This window comes from Methanooceanicella nereidis (assembly GCF_021023085.1).
Classification (GTDB): domain Archaea; phylum Halobacteriota; class Methanocellia; order Methanocellales; family Methanocellaceae; genus Methanooceanicella; species Methanooceanicella nereidis.
The window spans coordinates 1-18,566 of record NZ_PGCK01000017.1 but is presented as its reverse complement, the minus strand read 5'-3'; the positions used below and the strand labels follow the sequence as shown (position 1 = coordinate 18,566).

Annotated in this window: 23 protein-coding genes; 9 read left to right on the top strand and 14 right to left on the bottom strand. The window is 45.0% G+C overall.

The genetic code is table 11. The annotated features are described in order from the left end of the window. Positions 1 to 323: 323 nt before the first annotated feature. Together CUJ83_RS15165 and cshA are read right to left on the bottom strand one after the other, a co-directional pair. Positions 324 to 875, bottom strand: a complete 552-nt coding sequence (locus CUJ83_RS15165; RefSeq protein ID WP_230743313.1) for a hypothetical protein — start codon at positions 873 to 875, stop codon at positions 324 to 326. 84 nt (positions 876 to 959) lie between these two features. Further along, positions 960 to 2,564: a degradosome RNA helicase CshA gene (gene cshA, locus CUJ83_RS15160; protein ID WP_230743312.1), complete on the bottom strand. Its 1,605-nt coding sequence runs from the start codon at positions 2,562 to 2,564 to the stop codon at positions 960 to 962. A gap of 337 nt (positions 2,565 to 2,901) precedes the next feature. Between cshA and CUJ83_RS15155 the strand changes: the two genes are divergently transcribed. Together CUJ83_RS15155 and CUJ83_RS15150 are read left to right on the top strand one after the other, a co-directional pair. After that, complete coding sequence (locus CUJ83_RS15155) at positions 2,902 to 3,840, top strand: ribose 1,5-bisphosphate isomerase (protein ID WP_230743311.1); 939 nt, start codon at positions 2,902 to 2,904, stop codon at positions 3,838 to 3,840. A gap of 30 nt (positions 3,841 to 3,870) precedes the next feature. After that, on the top strand, positions 3,871 to 4,176 hold the full coding sequence (locus CUJ83_RS15150) for a hypothetical protein (protein WP_230743310.1): 306 nt from the start codon (positions 3,871 to 3,873) through the stop codon (positions 4,174 to 4,176). Positions 4,177 to 4,244: 68 nt separating this feature from the next. On the opposite strand, the gene CUJ83_RS15145 is transcribed toward CUJ83_RS15150, so the two are convergent. After that, entirely contained in the window at positions 4,245 to 4,805 is a 561-nt protein-coding gene (locus CUJ83_RS15145; RefSeq protein ID WP_230743309.1) for an LURP-one-related family protein, read from the bottom strand. 209 nt (positions 4,806 to 5,014) lie between these two features. Between CUJ83_RS15145 and CUJ83_RS15140 the strand changes: the two genes are divergently transcribed. After that, positions 5,015 to 5,347: a hypothetical protein gene (locus tag CUJ83_RS15140; protein WP_230743308.1), complete on the top strand. Its 333-nt coding sequence runs from the start codon at positions 5,015 to 5,017 to the stop codon at positions 5,345 to 5,347. A gap of 4 nt (positions 5,348 to 5,351) precedes the next feature. On the opposite strand, the gene CUJ83_RS15135 is transcribed toward CUJ83_RS15140, so the two are convergent. Further along, entirely contained in the window at positions 5,352 to 5,585 is a 234-nt protein-coding gene (locus tag CUJ83_RS15135; protein WP_230743307.1) for a hypothetical protein, read from the bottom strand. Between the two features lie 298 nt (positions 5,586 to 5,883). On the opposite strand from CUJ83_RS15135, the gene CUJ83_RS15130 reads away from it, so the two are divergent. Both CUJ83_RS15130 and CUJ83_RS15125 read left to right on the top strand, forming a co-directional pair. Beyond that, the gene (locus CUJ83_RS15130; RefSeq protein ID WP_230743306.1) at positions 5,884 to 6,312 is read left to right on the top strand and encodes a hypothetical protein; all 429 of its coding nucleotides are present in this window, start codon (positions 5,884 to 5,886) and stop codon (positions 6,310 to 6,312) included. Positions 6,313 to 6,447: 135 nt separating this feature from the next. Continuing rightward, positions 6,448 to 6,747, top strand: a complete 300-nt coding sequence (locus CUJ83_RS15125) for a MazG nucleotide pyrophosphohydrolase domain-containing protein (protein ID WP_230743305.1) — start codon at positions 6,448 to 6,450, stop codon at positions 6,745 to 6,747. A 79-nt stretch (positions 6,748 to 6,826) separates the two neighbouring features. On the opposite strand, the gene CUJ83_RS15120 is transcribed toward CUJ83_RS15125, so the two are convergent. Beyond that, positions 6,827 to 7,048 (bottom strand): hypothetical protein, encoded by a 222-nt coding sequence (locus CUJ83_RS15120; protein WP_230743304.1) that lies wholly within the window; start codon positions 7,046 to 7,048, stop codon positions 6,827 to 6,829. 95 nt (positions 7,049 to 7,143) lie between these two features. After that, on the bottom strand, positions 7,144 to 7,680 hold the full coding sequence (locus CUJ83_RS15115; RefSeq protein ID WP_230743303.1) for a hypothetical protein: 537 nt from the start codon (positions 7,678 to 7,680) through the stop codon (positions 7,144 to 7,146). Between the two features lie 164 nt (positions 7,681 to 7,844). Between CUJ83_RS15115 and CUJ83_RS15110 the strand changes: the two genes are divergently transcribed. Both CUJ83_RS15110 and CUJ83_RS15105 read left to right on the top strand, forming a co-directional pair. Next, positions 7,845 to 8,261: a CBS domain-containing protein gene (locus tag CUJ83_RS15110; protein WP_230743302.1), complete on the top strand. Its 417-nt coding sequence runs from the start codon at positions 7,845 to 7,847 to the stop codon at positions 8,259 to 8,261. A 94-nt stretch (positions 8,262 to 8,355) separates the two neighbouring features. Further along, positions 8,356 to 8,541 (top strand): hypothetical protein, encoded by a 186-nt coding sequence (locus tag CUJ83_RS15105; protein WP_230743301.1) that lies wholly within the window; start codon positions 8,356 to 8,358, stop codon positions 8,539 to 8,541. A gap of 146 nt (positions 8,542 to 8,687) precedes the next feature. Here the strand turns inward: CUJ83_RS15105 and CUJ83_RS15100 are convergent, their stop codons facing one another. From CUJ83_RS15100 to CUJ83_RS15090, 3 genes are all read right to left on the bottom strand, one after another. Next, positions 8,688 to 8,927, bottom strand: coding sequence for a hypothetical protein (locus tag CUJ83_RS15100; protein WP_230743300.1), 240 nt, complete (start codon positions 8,925 to 8,927; stop codon positions 8,688 to 8,690). A gap of 40 nt (positions 8,928 to 8,967) precedes the next feature. Beyond that, a complete protein-coding gene (locus CUJ83_RS15095) occupies positions 8,968 to 9,843 on the bottom strand; it encodes a class I SAM-dependent methyltransferase (protein ID WP_230743328.1) in 876 nt (291 codons plus the stop codon). A gap of 80 nt (positions 9,844 to 9,923) precedes the next feature. After that, positions 9,924 to 10,631 carry a DNA alkylation repair protein gene (locus CUJ83_RS15090; RefSeq protein WP_230743299.1) on the bottom strand — a complete coding sequence of 236 codons (708 nt, stop codon included), beginning with the start codon at positions 10,629 to 10,631 and terminating at the stop codon, positions 9,924 to 9,926. A gap of 214 nt (positions 10,632 to 10,845) precedes the next feature. Here CUJ83_RS15090 and CUJ83_RS15085 point away from each other — a divergent pair, with 214 nt between their 5' ends. Together CUJ83_RS15085 and CUJ83_RS15080 are read left to right on the top strand one after the other, a co-directional pair. Then, entirely contained in the window at positions 10,846 to 13,767 is a 2,922-nt protein-coding gene (locus CUJ83_RS15085) for a sensor histidine kinase (RefSeq protein ID WP_230743298.1), read from the top strand. Between the two features lie 95 nt (positions 13,768 to 13,862). Beyond that, the gene (locus tag CUJ83_RS15080) at positions 13,863 to 14,441 is read left to right on the top strand and encodes a thioredoxin fold domain-containing protein (RefSeq protein ID WP_230743297.1); all 579 of its coding nucleotides are present in this window, start codon (positions 13,863 to 13,865) and stop codon (positions 14,439 to 14,441) included. 2 nt (positions 14,442 to 14,443) lie between these two features. Here the strand turns inward: CUJ83_RS15080 and CUJ83_RS15075 are convergent, their stop codons facing one another. The 5 genes from CUJ83_RS15075 to CUJ83_RS15055 all read right to left on the bottom strand — a co-directional run bounded on the left by CUJ83_RS15075 (position 14,444) and on the right by CUJ83_RS15055 (position 17,995). Then, positions 14,444 to 14,785 (bottom strand): hypothetical protein, encoded by a 342-nt coding sequence (locus tag CUJ83_RS15075; RefSeq protein ID WP_230743296.1) that lies wholly within the window; start codon positions 14,783 to 14,785, stop codon positions 14,444 to 14,446. Between the two features lie 82 nt (positions 14,786 to 14,867). Beyond that, positions 14,868 to 15,173, bottom strand: a complete 306-nt coding sequence (gene encB, locus CUJ83_RS15070; protein WP_230743295.1) for an encapsulin nanocompartment ferritin-likeEncB family encapsulin nanocompartment ferritin-like cargo protein cargo protein — start codon at positions 15,171 to 15,173, stop codon at positions 14,868 to 14,870. Between the two features lie 148 nt (positions 15,174 to 15,321). Continuing rightward, complete coding sequence (locus tag CUJ83_RS15065; RefSeq protein WP_230743294.1) at positions 15,322 to 16,050, bottom strand: hypothetical protein; 729 nt, start codon at positions 16,048 to 16,050, stop codon at positions 15,322 to 15,324. Positions 16,051 to 16,229: 179 nt separating this feature from the next. Beyond that, entirely contained in the window at positions 16,230 to 17,084 is an 855-nt protein-coding gene (locus CUJ83_RS15060) for a hypothetical protein (RefSeq protein WP_230743293.1), read from the bottom strand. A gap of 212 nt (positions 17,085 to 17,296) precedes the next feature. After that, the gene (locus CUJ83_RS15055; RefSeq protein ID WP_230743292.1) at positions 17,297 to 17,995 is read right to left on the bottom strand and encodes an AIM24 family protein; all 699 of its coding nucleotides are present in this window, start codon (positions 17,993 to 17,995) and stop codon (positions 17,297 to 17,299) included. Positions 17,996 to 18,566 lie beyond the last annotated feature (571 nt).

Below are 18,566 nucleotides of genomic sequence, written 5' to 3'. Positions count from 1 at the left end.
GAGACTTTAGTGCGTTGACGGTGATACTGGAGCCCTTTGTGGTTTGGTGAGTAAATTCTTAGTGCTTTTTGAGCCCTTAAAATATCATATAAAAATTTTTGTGTTTCCGTGTTTCTGTGAGGTTATGTGTCCACCTGCCATCCGACAGGAACTACCAAAAAACTTCATCTCAAAGACCAGTAGGTACGACACGTTCTTTCATTCTTATAACATGAGAAAGAACCCGCTCATCAAAGATTTCGTGGTGGAAACTGGTGGACCTTTGTTGCCTTTGTGTACCCGGCAATTTGAAAACAGTCATTTATTTTAAATATCCGATCAGCTTATCTGGTCCATTCTTTGGCCATTTTCAGCAATTTTTCTTTATTCGCCGCAAGCTCTTTCGCTTCTTTTTCATTGCCGTCGAGCATGGCGTCGCAGGCTTTTTCCATACGTTCCGATCCTTCACGGAACATTTTACACTCTTCCAGCACTTTTTTAGCCATAACTGAATTTGTGTGGGCCGGGTCTTCCACCATCGCGATGACTTCCTTCAGCTTTTTAGCCGACTCGTCAGTGCTTTTTCTTGCCGCCACAAATTCTTCGCCCGCCTCGACAAAAGCCCCGTTGTCAAAGTACTCCGCTCCAAGCTTTATCGATTCAATGGCCATGTCAAGATCCTCGATGCCATCCTCAAGCATAGGTCCCGTAAATGAATCGAGGAACTCTTTCTCCTTTTTCTTGATCTGAGAGATCCTGGCGGCTTCCTGCGCCTCGTCCATTTCGATGTATTCCCTGTTCTCTCCGCCTTTCAAAAATCTTAGAAGTATATAGATCGCGATAAGCAACAGGAAAACTGTGATCATCATCGCGCCGGTGCCAAAGGAGCTTAACATTTACGTTCCTCTCTCGTTGAATAGGTAAATAATTGGTAAAAAAGTTTGTGCCGAACTCCTTACCATCTCATTTATCAATCCCTGTCACTTTTTCGCAGGCTTATAATTGTTAGCGTTGCTGGATGGCTTATTACCTCTGTACCCGTCCGAAACGCTTTTATGGAATTTTTTAAAGGGGCTTCCATGTTTATCTTTTCCAGGCGCCGCGTCGGACTTTTTCCCTTTATCGTATGCCTTATCGCCGCTATTCTCATAGCTTTTCTTTTCGCCCTTCCTGTACTGTTCCTTACGGACCGATCTCCATAAGTTATCTTCGCGGAAGGTCTCCTCGCCTGCGACACGCTTCGGATGTTTTACGTTTCTCGATCTTGCCGGCTTTATCTCGGTCAAATTTATCGGGGTCATGTCGGGCTCTTTCGTGAGTACTTTCAAAGCGGCTGCTATGATCGTCACCGAATCATGGTTCTCCAGGATCATCTCTGCCATCGGGATATATTTTGAGACGTTCTCCTCTTCTATGACGCGAACAAGTTTCTCTACTGTTATCCTCTGCTGGACTTCGATCGCTTCGTCTATTGTCGGAGCTGCGAGCCTTATCATTCTCTGGCCGGATACCTGTTCGATCACTTTTAACAGCCTGCTCTCTTTTACTGTGGCGAAAGTTATCGCAATGCCGCTTTTTCCTGCCCTGCCCGTCCTGCCTATACGGTGAACATAGCTTTCAGGGTCCTGCGGTATATCAAAATTATATACATGCGTGACACCGCTTATGTCAAGTCCTCTTGCGGCCACGTCAGTCGCGACAAGTACCTGTATGCTGCCCTCCCTGAACTGTCTCATGACGCTATCTCGCCTTGACTGGTCCATATCGCCGTGAAGCTCCCTTGCGCTATATCCTCTCTTGGTCAGACCTTCATATACCTCGTTCACGCGTTTTTTTGTCCTGCCGAACACGATGGCGAGATCGGGTGACTGTATATCAAGCAGCCTGCATAGTACATCGAACTTTTGCTTTTCATGCACTTCCACATAGTTTTGTGCGATGAGGGGTACGGAGATTTTCTTTGAAGTTATGCCTATGTTAATAGGGTCTTTCATGAACTTCTGTGCCAGGGCCCTGACCTGTGACGGCATCGTCGCAGAGAATAACAGTGTTTGCCTCTGGACGGGGGTCTCCTTTAACAGAGTCTCAATGTCCTCGATAAAGCCCATGTCGAGCATCTCGTCCGCCTCGTCCAGTACCACCATTTTAATATGGTCGAGACTGATCGTTTTCCGCCTTAAGATATGGTCCACAAGGCGTCCCGGGGTGCCTACGATGATATGGGGCTTGTTCCTTAGCCCGTTCATCTGCCACTTTATGTTCTGGCCGCCATAGATCGGAAGAGAGCGGATCCCTTTTGTTTGACCTATCCGGTTCAGTTCCTCCGCTACCTGAATGGCCAGCTCTCTTGTGGGGGCTATTATCATACCCTGTATAAGCCCGCTTGAGGTATCGCATTTTTCTACTAATGGTATGCCGAAAGCGGCAGTCTTTCCTGTGCCTGTCTGGGCCTGGCCTATAATGTCCCTGCCTTCTAATATTGCCGGTATTGCCTGCTCCTGTATGGGCGTAGCCTCTTCGAAGCCCATGTTACCCAAAGCGCTCATGACCGGTTCGCTTATCTTTAAATCATAGAATGAAGTCAATGTTTTAGCTCCTTTGTTATAAGCCCAAAAATATTATCTTGTAAAGGTCCTGGATCGTCTTGCAGGAAAAAACGAGACATTTTATTATTGAATAAAGTCAGCGTTATTTTACAGTAATTATTGATTTGTCTTATCCCGGGACAGGATATAACGTACTCTTATATTATCTTTTCTATATACTATACATCCATGTGCTGTCCGGCATCGTAGAATAAACACATATATGCTGACAGGACCTTTTAACTCGTTTGACTGTCTACCAGCCTAGTATTTGTATGATACGGACATAATTATATTCAATATCATACAATCTATCTTAATAGGTCAGGGATAAGGTATGACGATACTCACAGAGACCGCAGAAAAGATAAAGAACATGGAGATAAGGGGTGCCGGACGTATAGCACGGGCGGCCGCTCTTGCTTTGAAGGAAGAGGCCACGTCTATCGATACCGATGACATCGGCGAGTTCAACAGAAGGATGAACGACGCGTACGAGACTTTGTATAATACCAGGCCTACGGCCGTGTCACTGCCGAACGCACTTCGTCTGGTCATGAGATACCGGGCCGCTACCGTTGAAGATGCCAGGAAAGCAATAATCTCTAACGCGGATAACTTCATAAGCAATTCCCAGAACGCGGTCAAAAAGATCGGCCAGATCGGGGCAAAGCGCATCAAGGACGGGGACACGATCCTGACCCATTGTAATTCCTCGGCGGCTGCCGCGATCGTAGAGGCCGCGTTCAAGCAGGGTAAGAACATTAACGTCATAGCGACCGAGACCCGACCGCGCCAGCAGGGCTACGTCACGGTGGACATCATGCAAAAGATCGGCGTTCCGACCACACTGATACTGGATTCGGCGGTCAGGTATTTTATGAAGGATGTCGACATCGTCGTCGTGGGCGCGGATGCGATAACAGTTAACGGAAGCCTTATCAATAAGGTGGGCACTTCACAGATCGCTTTAGCGGCCCATGAGGCAAGGGTTAACCTCATAGTCGCGGCAGAAACATATAAGTTCAGCCCTAAGACGCTGCTGGGCGACCTTGTGGAGATAGAGGAGAGGGATCCGTCGGAGGTACTGAGCCCGGAGATGCATATCAAATGGCCGGGGCTTATCGTAAGGAATCCGGCATTCGATGTCACTCCGCATCAATATATCGATCTTATCATAACGGAACTCGGAGCGATACCGCCTGAGATGGCGTTCTGGGTGATAACGGAAAAGCTCGGGCTGGAGCTTGAGGATTCGGCCACGAATATAAAATGATCTTTCGATCGAACTTTTAGGAGCCAAACAATGTACATAAACCAGGAACATTTGATGGAAGAGGATATCAGGGGCATAGAAGACCTTGATGATAAGACTGAAGTATGCTATCCTACCGGCTGCTGTGACATGACCAAGAAAGAGCTCCTCGCCAAGCTGTGTGAGCTGGAGTTCTTGCTTACCGGCACTTGGACGCATGAGTTCCTCGACGAATATGAGGAAAAGTATCGCAAGATGAGCGCTGCCGAACTGGCTAAGGTTCTTTGCGAAAAGCTCCAGGAGATCTATGACTGGGACGTAGAAGCCTATAAGGTCGTCCTTGGAAGATATTCATAAGAACAAGACACGCCAGCTCCTATCCGGTGCTATCGTGCAGTGAATAATAAAAAGATCGAGGGGAGGATCTACCTGTCCTCTCCGGCATCCAGCAATGGCAGCATCGCGACAGCGAGCCTTCTATCCAGTATTTTTTCTCCGTCTCCGGAGACATCGACCGTGTACTTGTCGCCGATCGAGACCCTTCTTGTAAGGCTGCCTATGCGTCTTCCATTCAAATATAGCTCGAAGTCAAGCTTCCAGTTGACGATGAACCGCCTGACCAGGGCCATTATGCCTGTCTCCTGGGCACTGCCTATTATATTCCCGTTCGCGTCCATTATGTTCCATTTGTTCTGGAATAAGCTTCTTACGCCATCTCTCCTAAAAGAGCCGACCCTCTCACCTGTCCTGGAATCTATGACATCGTATGTCGCGTTAAAGTCTATGATGTTCCTTGGCGCTATTGCCAGGATCTCCTCGGTCCTGGAGTCATCGTTGTATACGAATATTTTTGGCTTTAGCTTAAATTTCTCCATCCTGGCGAAAAAGAGGTTATTGCCATGCTGGTCTTTGATATAGTATTTTTTACCTATGGAGAGCATTTTTTGCTCCATGATATACCTGTCTGCACTGAACTTATCCATCATAAAAATACCCACTCATCAATTTTTATGCATACTGTTTTATGCCATTCTCTATTAGCTATTATATTTTTCTGATATTCATAGACCGTTTAATTATTATAAAAAATTATAAGCATGTCTCGCCATACATGATATAAAAACATGACTACGGGCCGGCCTGTAGCTTAAACAAGTTATTTATCTTTATAAACGTTCCATGTATCAGGTGAAGTATGTCGGGAAAAGGTAAAATATTCATTTACTCATGTGCGGCATTGCTCGTAGCTTCCGTACTGTTATTGGCCGCATCTATGGTGTCTGGCCCGGATAACCATGAAGAAAATATAAAAGACCAACTGATAGGTATGAACATTACCTATTACAATATTGCCGGACAACCTATGTACTATATTGTGAGCGAGGGCGATATCAGGAGCATAGAAAAGACGCGGTACGGTAATGATGATGCGTGGAAGGTCAGGATCGGCGAGGGTCTTCAATGGGATGTCACTATGGACTATGAAGGAAAAAAGATCCTGGATATAGACCAGTTGTTCTGCACATAACATTTTAATTTTTTATCATGATGGGCTTCAGCTTAATTTCATCCCGTACACAGGCGTATTTCTCTGTCATATAGACCATAATCGCCATACGTTCTCCGAAACTTTGCATGATCTCAACGAACTCGTCCGGGACGAATTCCTTTTTACCATCCTGGACATCGTAAGCATACTGCATCATATCCCTGTATAAGGAGCTTATGCTATCCTGTCGCCAATCATCTTCGGTCGTTATTGACACAACAATACCCGGTATATCTATTTATGGACCGCTTAATAAAATTTACGCTTATAAATATTTATCTTTAAAATGTTAAGATTATATTTTATTTTCCCAAAATTTGAAATATCCTGTATAAATATCCCTGGAATATCAATTATTTGTACAAAAAGCCATCGTTTTACAGATACGATATATCAGCCTGCAATGGCACTTCACTGTTAATATATGCGGGAGTATCGCTAATAATTGCGCCTTAAGGCGATAATATATTTATCTCTATTTTTTATATTTACGCATGTTATAGAGGGGGATGTTTATGAGTAAGGTGAAGAGATCTGTGGTGCTGGCACTAATCGGACTTTTTATGATAGCTTTGAGTATGCCTGCGTGCGCGTGGGTCGGACCAAGTTACCTGGGCCCATACCTCGGCGGAGCAGTGAATCAGGCGATACCATACAGCGCTATCGGCACCGGGTTTTCAGAAACTAAGATTCTGACAGGCGGTTCCGGGGCGATAACTTCAGGAGATTCGTTCTATAGCGGGGCTTTCGGTCCATTCGGATATCCATGTAGCCCCTGCGGAGGCATAGGAGGTCTTGCTCAGAGCGGTGTCGGAGGTAACGTAGTGGCACAGGACTATGGGGAAAGCTCTGTCATAACATCTACGGCTTTCGGACTTCGTCCGTTGAACAGCCTGGTGTTTGGCATCCCCGTGCCCGGGCCCGGCGGTGTATACTTCTGCTGACACTGTCTGATTTGCCACAAATAAGGTGGGGGGACGAATGTTCCCCTATTCCCATATTTTTGATTTGATGGGCCTGAAAAACGTCTTTTTTTGCGAGGACATATCCTTATAAGATCAAAATACAATTTTCACTTTATGTCATACACGATCGAGAGGCTGATCCTGGAGATCAGGTCAAGCCTGCCGGATGATTATGTGATACGCTCAAAAGACGATGCGCTGATAAAGGCCGCTTTTACGGCAGAGGAACTCGGGGAAGTGGTCAGGGCGATATCCCGCGGCAGCGACAGGGAAGTCGTGAAGGAATGCGCCGATACTATCGTCGGGCTCCTGCAGATAATAGACTACTATAACGAGGATGATGTATCCGGGATCGATTCGGCATTTGGCGAAACTCTAAATAGGTTGAAGTCCAGAAAAAATGGAGATCCCTGACCGCAGCCGCTACGACTACTTAACAGGATCGATCAATAAGGGGGTCAGGCACTCACAGGTTACGCCTGTAAGGACCTTTTCAACGTACAATGATGAATTTGTAAAACATGTCATAATCGGATAATGTGTCCTCTATCCATTTTACGTCCAGTGGTGGCGTATCTTTTTTAACGTTCACGATGATCTCCGGCACTTCGCCGCCGTCGCCCTTTAGCTCAAAAGAGTCGACAAGCGAAGAAAGGCGGAGGCTATCGTTAGGATTACCTAATAAGCTAAAGATCTCCTCTGCGAAATCGCTCATGCTAGTTGAAATATCGTTCATGTCTTATAAATCATACCATTACCGTGTTCGAAGCACGATCCCGGTTATCGATCCTAAAAGAAAAATAAGGGATGTTACATCAATCCCTTTACACCATATACCTCATCATATACCTTATAGGGTCCTACCTGATTTTCCGGCTCCGGCGGATCGTATACCGGCTGCATCGTGAACTCAGACGATGTCGGGTCCGGCAGCTCAAATATGAACCTTCCAGTTACTACACCGGTATCAGGTCCCATTTCGGTAGCATCGAATTCGTATGTGATCGGATAATACGGAACTATATCATCCGTCGCGTTACGTCTGTAATCTATCCTGAACCATTCCGCAGATGCCTGTACGGGCTTATCCGAGCTTATGCTGACGTCCAGTAAATAGAGCTTTTTGCCCGGCTGTGCTTCCAGACCTGCATAATAAGGCGTAGACCTTAAGTTGTAGTAGAATGCGACGTGAGCTTCATCGCTGCCCCCGATCAAAGTGGGCGATGGCACCGATGTCGGCGCTGGCGTAATGGTGGGTGCCGGTGTAGGCGATACTTCCGGCGAAGCACATCCTGTCATCATAATAGCTGCCATGATCAATATCATGATTGCGAAATATCTCTTCATTTTATCACCCGCTATTTACACTCTGAGCCCGATTATATGAAGTTACCGGGAACCATGTATCTGTGCTGAATAAAAATTAATCGAACTGTCCTTTTGCGTATAAAAAACGGGTCAATATAATATCCTTGGGGATTAAGTCTATTTTATTTATGGGGGCATAAAAATTGAGAATAAAAGATGTTATGACCAAAAATATCATAACGGTAGATGGGAAGGAGACGGCGGCAAAAGCGGCCAAACAGATGAAAGACGCTAACGTTGGTATGGTGATGATAGTAGAAAACGGCGAGATAAAAGGCCTGATAACCGACCGGGCGATCGTGACCAAGGTCGTAGCAGAAGGAAAAGATCCGTCAAAGGTCTCTATCCGCGAATTCATGTCAAAGGACATCATCACCTGCAAAGAGGATAGTGACGTCATGGATGTCATAAAGACGCTGGGCGAGAGCCGGATCAGGCGCGTGCCGGTCATCAACGAGAGCAACAAGGTAGTCGGTGTCTTATCCATCGCAGATGTCGCCCAGGAAATGAAAGGCTGCATGGACTCACTTTTCGATGAGCTGTCAAAAGCAGCGAGATAAATTTTATATTTCCTAAATATACGTACCTTATTTTTTACTTACATACAGTCAAAATAGGTATGTGCTATATACGCGGAAATCGCATGCTTTTTACATGCCTGAGGCTAGCATTTCCAGCGAATCCTGTGATATTGCCATGAGACTGAAGGGTGATGTGACCGTAGAAGAATATCTTTCCCGCGTGATTAAGAATATCGGCGTTCTATCGGCAAGATATGAAGCCGTACAGAAAGATATTACAAATGCGATCTCATTGACAAAACTCGATAAGGCCATATAGCTGGTTGACACGGATATATCCATACCGGAAAACGACACCTTGAGTAAAGGGTATCACAGTTCGAACATCCCTGGCGTAGAAAAAAACAAAAAACGCGGGAAAGCCAATTATTTTTATAGCCTGTAAAAGGTGAGAGTTTTTTTAGCTTAACGCATCACTATCAATGCCTCTCCCTGATATGCGTTCTTTAATAGTTTTTCCAGGTCGAAGGCTTTGTCAAAACTTAGCCTGCTGTATACTACCTCGAACCCTGCGCAGTCGTTCCTGAACATGAACGCGCAGTTTTCCTGCGGAAATCCTATCATTTCAGGGTAGCATTTCGTGAGCAGCCAGTATTCACCGTCTCCCGGGACCCTTCCTGTGACCTTCAGGCGGACAATATGCACACTGGTATCTTTGTACGTAAAAAATAATAGTCTATCGGTGTCAGCTTTTCTTTGCGATGACAACAATGCTCATGCCAAGCCTGTTCACCGGCCATGTGCCGTAGGTAATATCCTCGACAGGGCTAAGCATATTGAATATGCCACTGCACAGCTTTCCGGGATTATCCTTCAGCATTAACGGGCTCGGGATAAGGTTCGTCACTGAATGTATTCCGTACACTGAATTGATGCTACAGCCTCGCCTGAAAAACTCTTTCTCAAGTTCCCGGTACGTGAATGTCCGTAAGTGTAGCATGCGGATCTTCTCTTCGCTGAACGACAGGGGGAACACATATGGGTATCCCTGGCTTATCGGACGCTTAAAATAGCCCAGGACATTTTCAAGCTTTTCGTGATAGTCAAGCGAATCGCCTGTCATGGAGCTTGCCAGGCACCAGAACATATCCATTCTCCACTTATTGTCGGACTCCAGGAACACGACCCCTCCCGGCTTCAAAACTCTGCATATCTCCTCGAAAAAGCAGTGATAGTCGGGTATATGGTTAAGGGTGCTTCCCGCGCTCGATATCGCATCAAAGCTTGAGTCCCGGAACGGGAGCTTGCATGCATCAGATACTATGCATTTATTGTCCTGTAATTTCTTATTAGCGACCTTTACAAGGCCTTTACTTATGTCCACTCCCACGACATCGAAGCCTTTTTCTTTAAAGTACATGGTTTGCTGTCCCGTGCCGCAGCCGATGTCCAGGACCCTGGCTCCTGGCTTGAGCATTGGGGTAAATCTATTTTCGATTATCTCTCTTATCCTGCCAAAAAGATATGGGAAAAACAATCCTTTATAGGAATCATAGATCTCTGACGCCTCGTTGTATGTCTCGGCGTTATATTTTTTAAGATATTCCGTATCAGCGCTTATGGTATCGCCTGCCGATATATATGACCTTCGAGTCCTACTATACCGGCGTATCTCCCTAATATATTTTTTGTATATAGGTCCTATATTCCCAGTTTTTTACGGACCCTTTCGCTTTCAAGTTCCCTCAGGGCATCGCTGCCTATCCATCTTGCGCTTTTACTTTTTGTCTCCTTGAGTGCCTTTGCGACGCGTACCGATCCCGCGTTAAGCTCCGCGCTTCTCTTGCCGATCTGCCTCAATGCCCAGTTGACGGCTTTCTTCACAAAGTTCCTCTCATCCGCCGCACCCTTCATTATTACAGGAAAGAACATTTTGAACTTTTCATCGTCGGCCTTTTTATCATGGACCGCCAAAACGGCCATCATCACAAATCCCGCCCTTTTCACGAACTCGCGCTCATCGTCCGTCCATTCCATGCATTTTTCATATGCACGTCCGGTCTTATCGAACAGGTTCGAGCAGACCTGGTCACATATATCCCAGGAGTCAAACTCGCTTACCCATTTATTCATCTGTTCCTCTGTCACCATCATCGGGTCGTCTGTCAGGGAAGCCAGTATTCGCGCCTCATGTATGCCAGAATCCCATAACTTCAGGGCAATGCCGTGGTCTTTCCCGTTCTCCTTTGCGATCTTTCTTACTACCGGCATTGGTGTGCCAAGGGCATTATCAACATTTATCCCGAATCTTTTCATACCATCTTTATTCTCGGGAACGGAAGACGATCTTAAAAGATCTATCAGGTCATCGGCTGACATTTTCCTTATTTTTTCAGGCGGGCGGCTCATGGTTATCTAAACGATTATCCTGCGTCATTAAGCATTAATAATTATGGCTCCCGCTCTGAAAATAATACCTCTCCAAAATATGCGGGAAGAAAATATTTGATTATTTGGATTATATTGATATTAACTTACTATAAATAATATATTTTGGATAATGACCGGGCATTATTCTGGTTATACTGGATTCTAAAACGTAACCCTATCGGACGTATTAAAATTGGTCAAGAAAGAAAATCCTAAAAAATCCGCGCACAAAGGCATCGCCCAGGTCAAACCATCAGGATCCGACTATCGGACCATATATGATTCTGCCAATGAGGGCATATATATCCATGAAATATCTGCGGGCAGGATAATCGACGCGAACGACGCAGCTTGTAAGATGTTCGGCTATACGCGAGATGAACTATTGAAGCATACTGTAGAGGAGTTAAGCTCCGGCGAGCCTTCGTATGGCCAGGAAAGCGCCATGTCGCTGATATTAAAGGCTGCAGCTGGCGAGCCCCAATTTTTTGAGTGGAACTTTAAACGAAAGACAGGAGAGACTTTTTGGGGCGAAGTGAACTTAAAACGAATTATTTTCGAGGGGCAGGATAGTGTCCTTGCGATAGTCCGTGACATATCGGAACGTAAGGCGGCAGAAAAGGTAAAATCATTGCTGGCGACCATTGTAGAATCCTCTCATGATGCTATTTTGAGCAAGACGCTTGACGGCATAGTGACCAGCTGGAACCTGGGCGCCGAAAGGATATACGGCTTCAAGTCAAAAGAGATTATCGGCAAGCATATTTCAGTGATAATTCCTCCGTCACGACAGGATGAATTATCCTGGATACTTGATAATATCCGAAAAGGAAATCGTATAGACGATCACGAGACCATACGCAGGCGTAAGGACGGCAGCATTATCACAGTTTCGCTTACGATAGCCCCGGTATTTGACAGCGAAGGGAAAGTTATCGGCTTATCATCGATCGCAAGGGACATCACGGAAAAGAAAAAAGCAGAGTTAGAGCTTCGTAAAACCCGCGATGAACTGGAGCTAAGGGTACAGGAAAGGACCAGGGAACTGGCAAACGCCAATAAAGCATTGATCGCGGAGATCAACGACAAGAAGCGTGCGGAAAATGCGCTGAGAAGTAGCGAAGAACAGCTGCGTGTGTTGATAAATGCTATGCCGGATATGGTATGCTTTAAGGACGGAGAAGGCCGATGGATAGAATCCAACAAGTCCGACCTGGAGTTTTTCGGGCTTGAAGGCGTTGACTATAAAGGGAAGACCGATCTGGAGCTGGCAAAGCACAGCCCATTTTACCTGGATGCGTTCATCAGATGCTATGAGTCCGACGAGAAGACATGGGAGACAGGTACGACAATTCATGGCGAGGAAATGATACCGCAGCCTGACGGCTCGGTCGATGTTTTTGATGTCATCAAGGTCCCGCTTTTCCATCCTGACGGCAGCCGCAGAGGCCTTGTCGTGATCGGCCGTGACATCACGGAAAGGGTGGAGGCTGAAAAAGCGCTTCTTAAAGCTCGTGACGAACTTGAAGAAAGAGTCGTCGATCGCACCTCAGAGCTAGCAGAAGCTAATAAGGTACTTCAGGATGAGATCAAGGAACGTAAGCGTATAGAAGAAGCGATCATAAACTCAGAAAGGCAGCTATCCGACATAATTAACTTCCTGCCTGACGCTACCTTCGTCGTAGACAGTAAGGGTCGTGTCATCACATGGAACCGGGCGATCGAGGAGATCACGAGTGTGTCGTCGGCAAGTATGCTGGGAAAAGGCGAATACGAATACTCGATCCCGTTTTACGGGGAAAGAAGGCCTAAGCTGATCGATCTTGTGTTAAATCCGGACATATCGGTAGAAGAAAAGTACGATTACGTTAATAAGCAAAACAGTACGCTGGTGGCAGAGGTGTTTATACCTGATCTGAAAGGTGGCACATATATCTGGGCAAAAGCCACTCCTCTGTATGACTCTCACGGAAATGTCATCGGCGCTATAGAGACTATACGAGACATAACGGAATATAAGAGGGCGGAACAGGCTGTCGAGGCTGAGAGCAAGAGGTTATTCTCATTACTTGACTCTCTGCCTGCTTTCGTATACCTTCAGGGGCCGGACCATACTATAAAGTTCGCAAATAAATATTTCATAGATAATTTCGGGGAGCCGGCAGGCAAGTTTTGTTTTCAGGTCCTGCACGATCGGGAGAATTCAAGCAAGATATGCCCGACGATGGAGGTATTTATTACAAAAGAGCCGGTTTCATGGGAATGGACCAGCGACTCAGGAAAGACCTATCAGATATATGATTATCCTTTCTATGACCTGGACGGATCCCCGCTGGTCCTGGAACTGGGCATAGACATAACCGAGCGTAAAAGGGCGGAGGAGGAGCTCAGGGATGCTAAGATGCAGGCCGAGCTATACCTCGATCTTATGGCCCATGACATTAACAATATGAACCATGTAGCTATGGGCTACCTTGAGATCGCCAATGAGAAGATCGAGCTGAACGATGGGGATAAACCCTTAATATCAAAGCCGCTGGAAATGATGAAAAACAGCTCTCTGCTCATCGATAATGTCAGGAAGATACAGCGCGCGAAATATTCAAACTTAAGGACTGACGTGATCGATCTCGGAAAAATGCTGGGAGACATCACTCAACAATATAAGGACGAGTCAATAAGGGGCGTATCCATTAGTTACGAGCCCTGCTGTAACTGTTTTGTCCTTGCCAACGAGCTTTTAAGGGACGTCTTTACAAACCTTATCGACAATGCTATCAAGCATTCCGATAAGCATGTTAAGATAAATATAGTGCTTGAACACCTTTTTGAGGGCGGTAACGAATACCTGGGAGTATATGTCGAGGATAACGGTCCGGGCATTCCCGATGATATAAAGGAAAAAATATTCGGCCGCCTTTATAAGGGCCCGTGTAAGGACAAGGGCAGCGGTATCGGCCTATACCTTGTCAATACACTGGTCACGCATTTTGGAGGCAAAGTGTGGGTCGAGGATCGCGTTCCTGGTAAAATGGAGAACGGCAGCAGGTTCGTAGTGATACTGCCATCTATCAGGAATGTGACGCCGGTAGAGGTTAAAGCAACTTATATATGATGTGCTATCGCTTATTTTTATATAATAAATATATTTATGTTTAATTTTGCATAATTTTATTTTAACACAGGTTCATGTAACTCTGGTGAATAGCTATGATGGAGCAAAAGATCAGGTGGGGCAGTGACTTTAATAAGGCAATGGACGAGGCGAAACGGTCCGGTAAGCTTTTACTGCTGTTCTTCCATTCGGAAATGTGCAGCGGATGCCAGATGACCATACAGAAAACACTTCCGGAAAAAAAGGTCATGAGCCATGTTGAGGACAGGTTCGTCCCCCAGATGTATGAAGTAAGCGAGCCGGAGGTCCAGGACCTTAAAAAGAGATTCAACATCGAATGGACACCGACATTCATAATCGCCGACGACAACGGGAACGAGGCATACAGGTGGGTCGGATATCTTCCGCAGGATGAATTCAGGGCACAATTGACTTTAGGCGAAGGAAAACTGGCTTTCAAGGAAGAGAACTTTGACAAGGCCTCAAAATGCTTCCAGAAGGTCATAGATATGTTCTCCGGAACCGAGCTTGTGCCTGAAGCGATGTACTACAAGGGAGTTGCCCTGTATAAAAAATCTCAAGACGTGTCAAACCTGAACCGGGCACATGACGAACTGAAGTCAAAATTCCCCGACAGCAGCTGGACAAAGAAGGCATCTGTCTGGAAACAATAGGCTTAAAATCTTTTTCTTAATATGGCCATAAGGGATCGGGGATTTTTAAAAACGCACTCAGCTCCCTTATCATTTATTTCTTTTTCCAGTTCTTTGTCGTCGGCAACGATCACGAACTCTATTTCGGGGAACTCGCAATTGACCTTTTTTATTGAGGCGGAATAATTTTCTTTTCTATTACTACCGTCAATGATCACTATGTCCGGCTTCTCACGAGCCGCAAGAAGTCTCTCGATAGCAGCGAAGATATTCTCTCTTAGTATCAATACATTGTATCCTTTTAAAGTAAGTATCGACCTGTACCGGCTTAACAGGTCATTATTCTCATCGTTCTCGCTTACCATTATTGAAATATTTTACCTTAACATATATAAAACAGGTTAATGCAGCGGACAGGGAAAAATGGAAAATATTAAAAATGATAAGCTATTTTTTAACCTTTTTTATCATTTCCTCTACTTCTTCGGCCCCTTCGTCATATTTCTTATACTCTTCCGGCGACAGCTCCTTCAGGAGCCTTAAAAACTCTCCGGCGTGTTCGATCTCCTCGTCGGCAACATCACGTAACACAGCCTGTGCCAGTTTATTATCAATAGATTCGGCTAACTGCACATATAATTGTACTGCCTCATATTCTGCAGCGACCATATAGCGGATAGCGCGGATAAGCTCTTCATGGGTTAGTTTTCTATCGTTCGCCAGACCGGAAAAAGCATTTGAGAATTCAGGCATGTATATCACCACCAGATCAAGATATACATTAATATTTAATTGATTTATAAATAACACTAATAATATTTAAAACGATAAAATTCTAAAATAAGCCGATATGAACGGCATTGTTTAAGCATGTGCCAGGGTTTTTGAGATATACTGCTTTTCAGGTGAAGTTAGAAATTATATTTAACCATATCTCCCATCCGGCATCCCTGATACTGTCCCATTCTTCCTGGCTGAAAGCGGGGTTTCCCGAGACTGCTTCGCAAAGGTTCTTGAACCGGGTACCGTTATGCTCATTCCATCCCGCATTATCCATATTCACGTTATGCGGGCCCACGCGTAAAAACACCGTTGCCGTTTCACATTCCGGCCCGTACTTGATGTCCGATTCAAGATGCCCGTTCGGGAAGTTTAAGTAGACGCTATAATATTTGCCTTTGCATAAAGGCCTGAGCGTGGAACCTTCCCCAAAGCCGATAGACCTCAGGTATAAGACGAACTTATCCACATTTTCAATATACATCTCTGAGAGGGCTATATATGACTCCTGTGAGCATCGTCCGACGACATTGCCCTTTTCATCATACATGAACCCTAATATGCCGCCGTTGGCTTTCCATTCCGGCTCATGCCCTTCACAGGACCATAAAGTATTAAGCCCGAACTCCTCGTTCAGGATCCGTACAGGTTCCCGTATTGCCGCGTCAACGCAGCCATAGGTGCTGTGGTCCGCATAAAGGCTGGACACCCTTCTGCAATCCGGGTCCTTAGGATATGTCCCTGCAATGTTAAAATTCTTCCTTTTGATCTCGAATACTGGAATTGCATGAACTCCGGAATTATCCGGGTAAACTGTGTCTGCATTTTTACATGATGCGATCTGTTTCATTGGACCACAATGAAACAATGATATATCCTATATATAACTTTTAAGGTATATGGTATAAAATTTATACTATCAGATATTCAAATAAAAAAATTTTATCTAATTTTTTTAGTTTTTTGATATCATTACCTAAAAAATTTACTTTATGATATTCCGATAATTGTCCGCCTGCCGATATCTGTTTACATATGTTTTATATGTTCGGTGATCCGCTCACGTATCATAAACGGTATCGAGAAAATAAGCAAGATCAGTGACGCAATGCCTAATACCCTTATAAAAATAATGATGAACGGAACGTATAGCTTCAACGATATTACTGCAAGGTCAACGCACAGGAACATGATCAGCCATGCAGTAAGGTCTTTTGATTTTTTTATGAGCATAAATATCAGATAAACGCCGAGGGATCCGGATATTATTTCAAGTAATCCCTTTATCAATAAACCGTAGTTCCTTAATATGTAAGACAGGAACACTACGATAAGCAAGCCGAACAATAATACGAACGACAGTCTCATGACGAAGCTAAAGTGGCTTCCGGACGGTCCGCTGACACTTTCCGTATAGACCATCGCCTCCCATAATATGACCACAGCGACTATCACAAAAAGCAGGAGCGAAGTGACGACGCCTATGATCAGGTCGGCTTGCTTTGACGGCAGGGTGCTAAGCAATATCTGCACCCTCGATGTGGCGTTCAGTAAGGGTATCGTGTAGATCTGCCCGCCTATTGACTCATTTAGCGTCCTTGTGGCGTTAGCCAGCGTCAGGTTCAGGTTTAATCCGGGCACCTGGCCGCTAAGCGTATCATTCAGAGGGCGCATTGTCTCTTCTTTTAAAAACATATTGAGGTAGCCGGTAACAGTCCCGAATATGCCCAGTATTATGAACAGGGGATAATTATTCTTTAAGAACCCTGAATATCTGAAATTTCCATGGATGAAGATGTCTTTCTTCTCATGAATGGCAAGCTGTATGTCCTGTATGTACTTATCAACGTCTTTTATGGCCTTTTTAACAAGATCGAATGCCATTTGCATCATCTATGCCTAAAAGCACTTTTAATTAATATATTCAAAATAATATAATTATTACTGATGCATATGGGGCGTATAATGTGCGATGTCAGCCATTAAAAAAGGGAATTAAGTCAATAAAAAATTCCGGGTTTGATGCGTATCAACCCGGGACCTTATCACGTCAGGTGAAAATGTCTATCGATCCCGCCATGGGACCGATACCGCTTTTATCCGGATGTTGTCGTTTGAAAGTATACTTCTTCATAAGGCTGGACGACTACGAAGCCGCTGCCCCTGAACTCCATCTGGAATGACTCGCCGCTGCCGCGGCCTAAAATCGTCTTAAATGTAATGTCCGTCCTTAAGTCCGGCATAAGGTTGCCTGACCATGCTACCGTAGCATTGGGGTCGGTCATAACAGGCCTTTCCGGAGTCACTACAAGCGTCAAAGGCTCATAATGGGACGTTATCGCCACCATGCCCGTGCCCTCAAGCTTTACGTTAAACATTCCGCCGGCCATCATGGACGATACTCTTCTCATCATCTTGATGTCATAGTTTAAGCTCGGTTCAAATGCCAGAAGATCATTGCCGTTAACTATGATCGAATCGTTCTCGAGGTTAAGTATTATTACCTTTTTACCCTCGTCCGCCAGGTACAGCTTTCCGTTACCGACGGCTTTCATCAGGTGCGCGCCTTCACCCGTGATAGCTTTTTTCAGGAATTTTTCCAGCCCGTGCTCGAGCATGCCTTCACGCTCGAACTTGATGCCTCCGTTATATGCTACCATGGAACCCATCTTGGTCCAGATCATCCCGTTGAGATTGACCTCGAGCAGGCGATCTGTCTCGAGTTCGAATAATCCTTCGCCTTTATCCTTTTGAGATGTCTTGTTTATGAACTCATCTACAGTATATCTTGCCATCTCTAACACCTTTTGTGGTAATCTAATGACACCTATAGTTGATAGATTTTGTGATAAAAGCTTATATGGACCAGATAGAAAAACGACCGCCATTGCATTGCGATAAACGGTTTACCCTGATCTTAGAAAAGTTGGAAATTCTCATGCGCTTAGTACTCTATCCCGTAAGTTCATTAATTCGTATCAATTCTTTTATATATGTCAGTTCATCTTTGATCAAGTCTATCATAAAAGTAACCATTGTACACGGGTTTTTCACCACGAAGAGCTCCAGGGGCTCGAGGGTTCACGAAGGACTTTTTTAGACTAACTTTTTTAGACTATTATCGTATACTTAAAAATTATTTTGTGGACCTTACTCGCCTTCGAGCGCTTTGTGGTGGAAACTGGTGTTCCCTTGTGCCCGTTGAGCGCTTTGTGGTGGAAACTGGTGTACCATTGTGCCCAGTAGTTGTGATGGTGTTTAGTTGGTTGTTTGGATAGGGGTTGTGGTTGTTTTCTTTTTCTTAATATTTTGTTGGTGTTTTGATTAATCGATTGTTTTTGTTGATTAATGGTTTGAGAAGCTGTG